Origin of the sequence: Sphingomonas sp. CCH9-F2, assembly GCF_001556735.1 — a bacterium.
GTDB classification, from domain to species: domain Bacteria; phylum Pseudomonadota; class Alphaproteobacteria; order Sphingomonadales; family Sphingomonadaceae; genus Sphingomonas; species Sphingomonas ginsenosidimutans.
The window spans coordinates 1-6925 of the sequence record NZ_LSJO01000194.1 but is presented as its reverse complement, the minus strand read 5'-3'; the positions used below and the strand labels follow the sequence as shown (position 1 = coordinate 6925).

6 protein-coding genes and 1 tRNA gene are annotated in these 6925 nt (G+C 68.7%); 5 read left to right on the top strand and 2 right to left on the bottom strand.

Features of this window, described 5'->3' with window-relative positions; all coding sequences use genetic code 11:
• The 3 genes from AX685_RS05725 to AX685_RS05715 all read left to right on the top strand — a co-directional run.
• Positions 1 to 768: FAD-binding oxidoreductase (locus tag AX685_RS05725; protein WP_331710151.1), on the top strand; the 768-nt coding region annotated here is incomplete at its 5' end.
• 86 nt (positions 769 to 854) lie between these two features.
• The gene (locus tag AX685_RS05720) at positions 855 to 1622 is read left to right on the top strand and encodes a SapC family protein (protein ID WP_066486312.1); all 768 of its coding nucleotides are present in this window, start codon (positions 855 to 857) and stop codon (positions 1620 to 1622) included.
• A gap of 19 nt (positions 1623 to 1641) precedes the next feature.
• A complete protein-coding gene (locus AX685_RS05715; RefSeq protein WP_231738591.1) occupies positions 1642 to 2202 on the top strand; it encodes a cytochrome b in 561 nt (186 codons plus the stop codon).
• A gap of 445 nt (positions 2203 to 2647) precedes the next feature.
• On the opposite strand, the gene AX685_RS05710 is transcribed toward AX685_RS05715, so the two are convergent.
• Positions 2648 to 2863, bottom strand: coding sequence for a hypothetical protein (locus AX685_RS05710; protein WP_066486308.1), 216 nt, complete (start codon positions 2861 to 2863; stop codon positions 2648 to 2650).
• 204 nt (positions 2864 to 3067) lie between these two features.
• The gene (locus tag AX685_RS05705; protein WP_066486306.1) at positions 3068 to 5911 is read right to left on the bottom strand and encodes a TonB-dependent receptor; all 2844 of its coding nucleotides are present in this window, start codon (positions 5909 to 5911) and stop codon (positions 3068 to 3070) included.
• A gap of 190 nt (positions 5912 to 6101) precedes the next feature.
• On the opposite strand from AX685_RS05705, the gene AX685_RS05700 reads away from it, so the two are divergent.
• Together AX685_RS05700 and AX685_RS05695 are read left to right on the top strand one after the other, a co-directional pair.
• Positions 6102 to 6175: transfer RNA gene (locus tag AX685_RS05700), tRNA-Gly, on the top strand.
• 244 nt (positions 6176 to 6419) lie between these two features.
• Positions 6420 to 6925 (top strand): hypothetical protein (locus tag AX685_RS05695; protein ID WP_066486301.1); only part of this gene is annotated, 506 nt, incomplete at its 3' end.

Genomic DNA, 6925 nt, shown 5'->3' with positions numbered 1-6925 from the left:
GCCTGGGCAGGCGTGGCATCCCCCGATGCGGCGATGACGCTGCTGCGCCGGTTCCAGCGCGCGACCCCGGCGCTGGAGAGTTTCGAGCTGCTGCCGGCCGAATCGCTGGCCGCCGTGCTCGCCTATCTGCCCGATGCGCGCGCGCCGATCGCGGGCGCGCACCCGTGGCACGTGCTGATCGAGGTGACCGCCGACGACGCGCCCGATGGCGCCGCGGCGGTGGTGGAGCGCGTGCTGGGCGCGGCGATCGGGGACGGGCTGGCCGCCGACGCCACGATCGCGGCGAGCGAGACGCAGGCCGAAGCGTTCTGGCGGATCCGCGAATCGATCTCCGATGCCGAACGCGCCACCGGGCCGGCGGCGCAGCACGACATCGCGGTGCCGGTGGAGGCGATGCCGCGCTTCATGATCGAGGCGGCGGCGGCGTGCGAGGCGCGCTTCCCCGGCACGCACGCCAGCGGCTTCGGCCATCTGGGCGACGGCAACGTCCATTTTCACGTCCGCGCCGCCCCCGGCACCGACCCTGCCGACTGGTATGCGCGGCAGGTGCCGGTCGTCTCCGCCTTCGTCCACGATCTGGTCGTCGCGGCGGGGGGGACGATTTCCGCCGAGCACGGTATCGGCCAGATGAAGCGCGACGAGCTGGAGCGGCTGACCCCGCCGGCGCGGCTGGCGGCGCTGCGCGCGATTCGCGCGGCGTTCGATCCGGGGGAATTGATGAACCCCGGCAAGCTTGTGACGCTTGCGCCGCCGCGCAACCCGCAATAGGCCCGTCCCCCGTCCGGGTGGCGGCAGGACGCGGCGCGCCCGATCGATACGATACGAACCTTATCCCGTCCGCTACGGAGAATCCCATGGCCAGCGCGCCGCAGCTTCCGCTTTTCTACAACGGCCTCGAGCCGCTTTCGAGCGAACTCCACGCCAACTACAAGATCCGCTCGTCGAACGTGGCGCCGTTCCTGACCGGCCAGCACGCCATCCCGCTGACCGTGGAGGAATTCCCGCTGGTGCAGCGGTTCATGCCGATCGTCTTTTCGTCGGGCGACGATTCGATCCCGATCGCGCTGATGGGCCTGAACGAGGGCGTCAACGTGTTCGTCGACGAGGCCGGCGCGCTGACCGAGGACAATCTGTACGTCCCGGCGTATGTCCGCCGCTATCCGTACATGCTGGCGCGGCTGCGCCCGGACGCCGACGAGCTGTCGCTGTGCTTCGATCCGACCACCGACACGATCGGCGCGTTCGATGACGGCGAGCCGCTGTTCGCGGACGGCCAGCCGACCGAGCTGACGCGCAACATCCTTCAGTTCAACGAGAATTTCGAACAGGCCGCGGCGCGCACCGGGCAGTTCATGACGGAGATCCGCGACGCCGGCCTGTTGATGGAAGGCGAAGTCACGATCCAGCAGGACGGCATCGACCAGCCGTTCGTCTATCGCGGGTTCCAGATGGTCGACGAGCAGAAGCTGGCCGACCTGCGCGGCGACCAGCTGCGCAAGATGTCGCAGTCGGGGATGCTGCCGCTGCTGTATGCGCACCTGTTTTCGCTGTCACTGATGCGCGACATCTTCGCGCGGCAGGTGAAGCTGGGCAAGATGCCGCAGCCGCAGCTGGTGGCCTGACGCGGAAGGCGCCGGGGTGATGGCGATGCGCGGGAGCGCGGGACGACCGATCGCGGGTGCGACCTATTCGCGTGTCGCCATCGCCTTTCACTGGGCTATCGCGGTGCTGGTGATCGGCAACCTGATCGTCGGGATCGGGCATGAATCGATCCCGGCGCTGCGCGCCTGGATGCCGGCGCACAAGGCGATCGGCGTCACCATATTGTTGCTGACGGCGGCGCGGGTGGCCTGGCGCCTGGCGCATCGCCCGCCGCCGCTGCCCGCGGCGACTCCGGCCTGGGAACGCGCGGCGGCGCATGCGACGCACTGGGCGCTGTACCTGCTGATGATCGCGGTGCCGCTGACCGGCTGGATGATGGTGTCCGGCCCGGAGGGGCGCCGCGCGCTGACGTGGTTCGGGCTGTTCGACCTGCCGTACCTGCCGGTATCGGGCGGCGCCGCCGCATTGGGCGGTGAGGGGCACGAAGTGCTGGGCTGGATGATGGCGGTACTGGTCGCGGCGCATATCGCGGCGGCGCTGCGCCATGCGGTGCTGCTGCGCGACGGCGTGATGACGCGGATGCTGCCAGGCCGGCGTTGACCCGCCGATCAGCCATCCGTCGCCGGATTCGAACAATTTGTCGTGGCGACGGGGTGAAGGCTTGAAACCCTTTGCCACCCTCCTATGTTGTTGACGTACGGTTTCCGTGTCCCCCCTTTCGCGGAACCGTATGGCACGCCTCTGGCGTGTCTCCTCCCTGAACCTTGGCCACCGCGTGTGAAAACACGCGGTGGTTTTTTTATGCGCGTCGCTGGCGGGGCGTGGCGGATCATGCCGTCGCGGATGCAGGGGACTTGTGTGGCGATGGCCGGGAGGATTGCCCCCGGCGCGCTTCCCATCACGCTGCGCGATGGAGGCAAAGGGGTGCGCCGAGGGCGGCGGCACGGGGTACGGGGGCGGGCATCCGTCGCGCCGCGTGCGTGCAGCCGGCCGATGGCGCGTATAGGTGGCCCCGTAACAGGTCCGGAGCGACTTTAGAACGTGGTCAGAAGGGTGCGCAGGCGCGGCGCTGCTGGGTGCCCTTGGGCGTCAGGACGAGGTGGCCGAGGCGTTCGCGGATCAGCCCCTGATCGAGCAGTTGGCGGATCGTGTCGGGATCGTGACCGCGCGAGATGATGAGCGTGCCGCCCGCGCTGCGCGCGGTCCACAGGATCCGCTCCATCTGTTCGGACACCAACCGGATTACCGCTTCGCCGTTCATCGCCGTTGCGCCCCCCACGGGCCAGACGCGACCGACTCGGACGGTCGCTTGACTGGAGGAAGGCGTGAAAACGGTTAACGGGTCAACCACCAGCCCGCCGCTTTCCAGCCGAAACGGGTAGGATGCGCGCGGAAGCCGACGAAACGAACGGGCCGGCCGGCGCACGATGCGCCAGCCGGCCCGCCCCGTCTGCAATGGTGTGTATCAGAAGCGCGTGCGCAGCGTCACGCCATAGGTGCGCGGTTCGGCGAGGAAGGCCGAGAACAACTGGTTGCCGGTGCCGCCGAACGCCTGCACCTGCTGCTGGCTGCCCGCCCCCTGGAAGGGCGAGTTGAACGCGACCTGCGTATAGTTGGTGTCGAGCAGGTTCTGCGCCCACAGTTCGACCGCCCAGCGTTCGTCACGCCCGCGCAGGCCGACGCGCGCGTTCACCACGGTGAAGCCGTCCTGCATCTTTTCCACGAACAGGTCGGAGCCGGTGTTATAGTCCGACGCCGTGCGCTGATCGACGTAGAACAGCGCCGACATGCCGTCGCTGCCGATGTCCGGCGTCCAGGCGACCGAGGAGGTGATGACGTTGCGCGGCGCGTTCGACATCTGCGACCCCGACAGCAGGAACAGCGCCGGATCGAGCGGCGCGCCCGCATCCGAGCCGACCAGGTTGCGGCGATACTTGGTGTCGGCGAAGGTGTAGCCCAGGTTCACCGCCAGATTGCGTGCGGGGTAGAAGCCGGCCTCCACCTCGACACCCTGGCTGAGGACGCCGTATTTGACGTTGCCGGAGCAGGCGCCGGTCGCCGCGCTGTTGTCGCGATCGGCGCCGTTGAGGTCGTTCGAGCACGAGCCGATGTTCTCGACCACGTAATTGGTGCCGTTGAAGGTGTTCAGCTGGAAATTCTTGAACTCCGACCGGAAGCCCGCGATGTTGAACGTGAACTGGCGGCTGGAATATTTCAGGCCGATTTCATAGGCGTTGACGGTTTCCGGGTCGAACCGCAGCCGCCCGCCGGTGGCATTGCCGATCGTCGCGGGATTGTACGCATCGCCCAGGTCCGACCGGTCGAGGTTGTACCCGCCCGCCTTGTACCCGCGCGAATAGCTGGCGTAGGTCATCACGCGGTCGACCGGCTTCCACGACAGCACCGCGGTGCCGGTCAGCTGGTCTTCCTTGAAATTGTCCGCCAGCGTGCGGCCGTTCAGCGCCGCCGACGAATTGCCGGTGCACGCCAGCGTCGCGATCCCGCGGGTCAGCGCGGCGAGCTGCGCATTGTTGAACAGATTGCCCGCCGGGCCGGCGCCCAGCAGCCCCTGAATCTGCGGACAGACGGTGTTGTTGTTGCCGAACGTCGCGTCGAAGCGCTTGCGCTCCTGCGTCCAGCGCAGGCCGGCGGTGAACGACAGATTGTCGGTCAGCTTGATGATATTGTGGGTGAACAGCGCGAAGCTCTTGCTGTTCTGGCGATAGACGTCGCGGGTGGTGCCCAGGTTGTTGAGCGTGCCCAGCCGGTCGATGCTGGCCAGGATCAGCGGCGTCGCGGCGCCGAACGCGGGCGTGGTGCCCGGTACCTGCCCCGACAGCGTCGCACGGCCCGCCGCGCTGAGGCAGCCGGCATTGGCCGGGTTGCGCAGCGCCGCCGCCGGGTTGATCGTCGCGACGATGCGGCACGCGGCGAACGCGCCGTAATCGCTGCCGAACTTCAGATTGTCGACGACCTCCAAATCCTCGTTCGCGAAGAAGCCGCCGACCAGCCAGTTCAGGCGATCGCCGAACGCCTCGCCGTTGAGGCGGACTTCCTGCGTGAAGGTGTGGAACTGGCGGTAGTTGTTGCCGTCCGCCGGGCGATCGCCGATGTCGAGGACGTTATAGTCGATGTCGCTGGCGCCCGCCGACTTATATTCGCGATAGGCGGTGATCGAGGTGAGCGAGGCGCCGCCCAGGTTCCAGTCGACCTGCGCCGAGCCGCCATAGTCCTTCGTCACGTTCGAATAGGCCTTGCCCGGCGAGAAGGCGATGCGGCGGCTGTACGGGTCGTTGCCGCTGGGAAAGGCGCTGCCGGCCGGATAGCCGCGCAGCGCGGCGATCGAATTGATGACGTCGACGATGCGGTTGCCGGCGGGGTTGATCGCATAGTCGCCGGCAACGCCGGGGGTCGGATCGATCTTCTCGCGCGTGTCGACATACACCGCGCCGCAGCACTTTTCGTCGCGGAAGGTATAGTCGCCGATCAGCCGCAGCGAGAAGTCCGACGACGGTTCGAGCAGCAACTGCCCGCGCACGAACCAGCGATTGCGGTCGTTATAGTCGGTGTTGTTGACGACATCGCGCATGAAGCCGTCGCGCTTGGCGTAGACGCCGTCGATGCGGAAGGCGAGCAGGTCCTTGATGATCGGCCCGGTCAGCGCGCCGGCGGCACGCCAGGCGTCGAAATTGCCGTAGCTGCCCTCGGCATAGCCGCCGAAGTCGAACGACGGCGCCTTGGTGTAGATGTTGATCGCGCCCGCCGAGGAATTGCGCCCCGACAGGGTGCCCTGCGGCCCGCGCAGCACCTCGATCCGGTCGACCTCGCCCAGATCGTTGAGGCCCGAGCCGGTGCGGCTGCGATAGACGCCGTCGATGAACACCGCGACCGAGCTTTCCAGGCCGGGGTTGTCGCCGACCGTGCCGATGCCGCGCACACGCGCCGAGGCGTTCGCTTCCGACCCGGTCGAGGAAACGTTGAGCGAGGGGGCCAGCTGCGCCATCTGGCGGATGTCGGTGGCGCCGGAATTCTGCAGCGCGGCCTGGCTGACCGCGTTGATCGAGATCGGCACTTCCGACAGGCGTTCGGAACGGCGCGTGGCGGTGACGACGATGTCGCCGGCGCCGACGTCGTTCGCGTCGGCCTGCGCGGCGGTGGTGTCGGCCTGTCCGGCGACGGCGGCGTTGGCGGTGACGGGGCTGGCCTGATCGGCGGCGGCCTGATCGGTAGAGGTCTGCGCCGAGGCGGTGGCGGCGAACAGCAGCGCGGGCGCGGCGGCGGTGGACAGCAGAACAATGGTCAGACGCATGGTGACGGTGCCTCTCCCAAACATGACGGGTCGATGGGTCCGGATTTGAACATCCGGTATCGCGGCCGGTTTAGCGCGCTATCGACAAAGGTCTAGCGAATTTACGCGGCGCGTAAGATTGTCGGCGTGGCGGCGGGCGCAGCGCGCTTGCGCGGGCGGGCGGGTTGGATTACTGGCCGTGCCCCGGCGAGCGGGTATAGCACAATGGTAGTGCAGCAGCCTTCCAAGCTGAATACGCGGGTTCGATTCCCGCTACCCGCTCCATTATCCCCCACCTGACGACGGCGATATTTGCGGCTTGACAGCGCCGCGCTGTTTGCGTACAAAACGTGAACATCGAGATGATGCGAATCGGGCCGGGCGGCTCGGGGCTGCGGCCCCGCCGCGCCGGCCCGTCGTCGTTAGGCGCGCCGCGCGGGGCGGCTCCGGGCGGTGCGGATGACGCACCACCGGGCGGGCAGCGGGTGCGGCCGACGATATCGGGATCGACGCAGGGGAGGATCGCCGGATGGCCGAACGAACGGGCGGTACGGGGCGTGACGATGCGGGACGTGCCGATGCGGGACGTGACGATGCTGGTCGGGGCGGAGCGACGGGAGCCGGGGCGCGCACGCAGACCGCCGGCGCGGACGCGATGCGGTGGAGCAAGACGGCGCGACACGCCTTCCTCGATCACCTGAGCATGACCGGCGACGTCGCGGCATCGGCGGCGGCGGCGGGCATGTCGGTGACCGCCGCTTATGCCAAGCGGCGGCGGGAACCGCGCTTCGCGCGCGAATGGCGTGACGCGGCCGCGGCGGCATGGGAACGGCTGGAGGCGGCGGTGCTGCGCCAGGTGCTGGCGGAAGGCGAGCGGCCGGGCGGCGCGATCGAGATCGCCACCGCGATGCAATTGCTGGCGCGGCGTCCCGACATGCCCCCACCGCCGGCCGCGCCGCCGGTGCGCCGGAAGGGGCGCGACGTCGCCGGTCGGGAACTGCTGCGGCGCCTGTCGGCGCAGGCGCGGCGCGGCGG

Coding starts and splice junctions, on each gene's coding strand:
- AX685_RS05720 (WP_066486312.1), top strand. CDS start 855: ATGGCCAGCGCGCCGCAGCTTCCGCTTTTCTACAACGGCCTCGAGCCG.
- AX685_RS05715 (WP_231738591.1), top strand. CDS start 1,642: ATGGCGATGCGCGGGAGCGCGGGACGACCGATCGCGGGTGCGACCTAT.
- AX685_RS05710 (WP_066486308.1), bottom strand. CDS start 2,863: ATGAACGGCGAAGCGGTAATCCGGTTGGTGTCCGAACAGATGGAGCGG.
- AX685_RS05705 (WP_066486306.1), bottom strand. CDS start 5,911: ATGCGTCTGACCATTGTTCTGCTGTCCACCGCCGCCGCGCCCGCGCTG.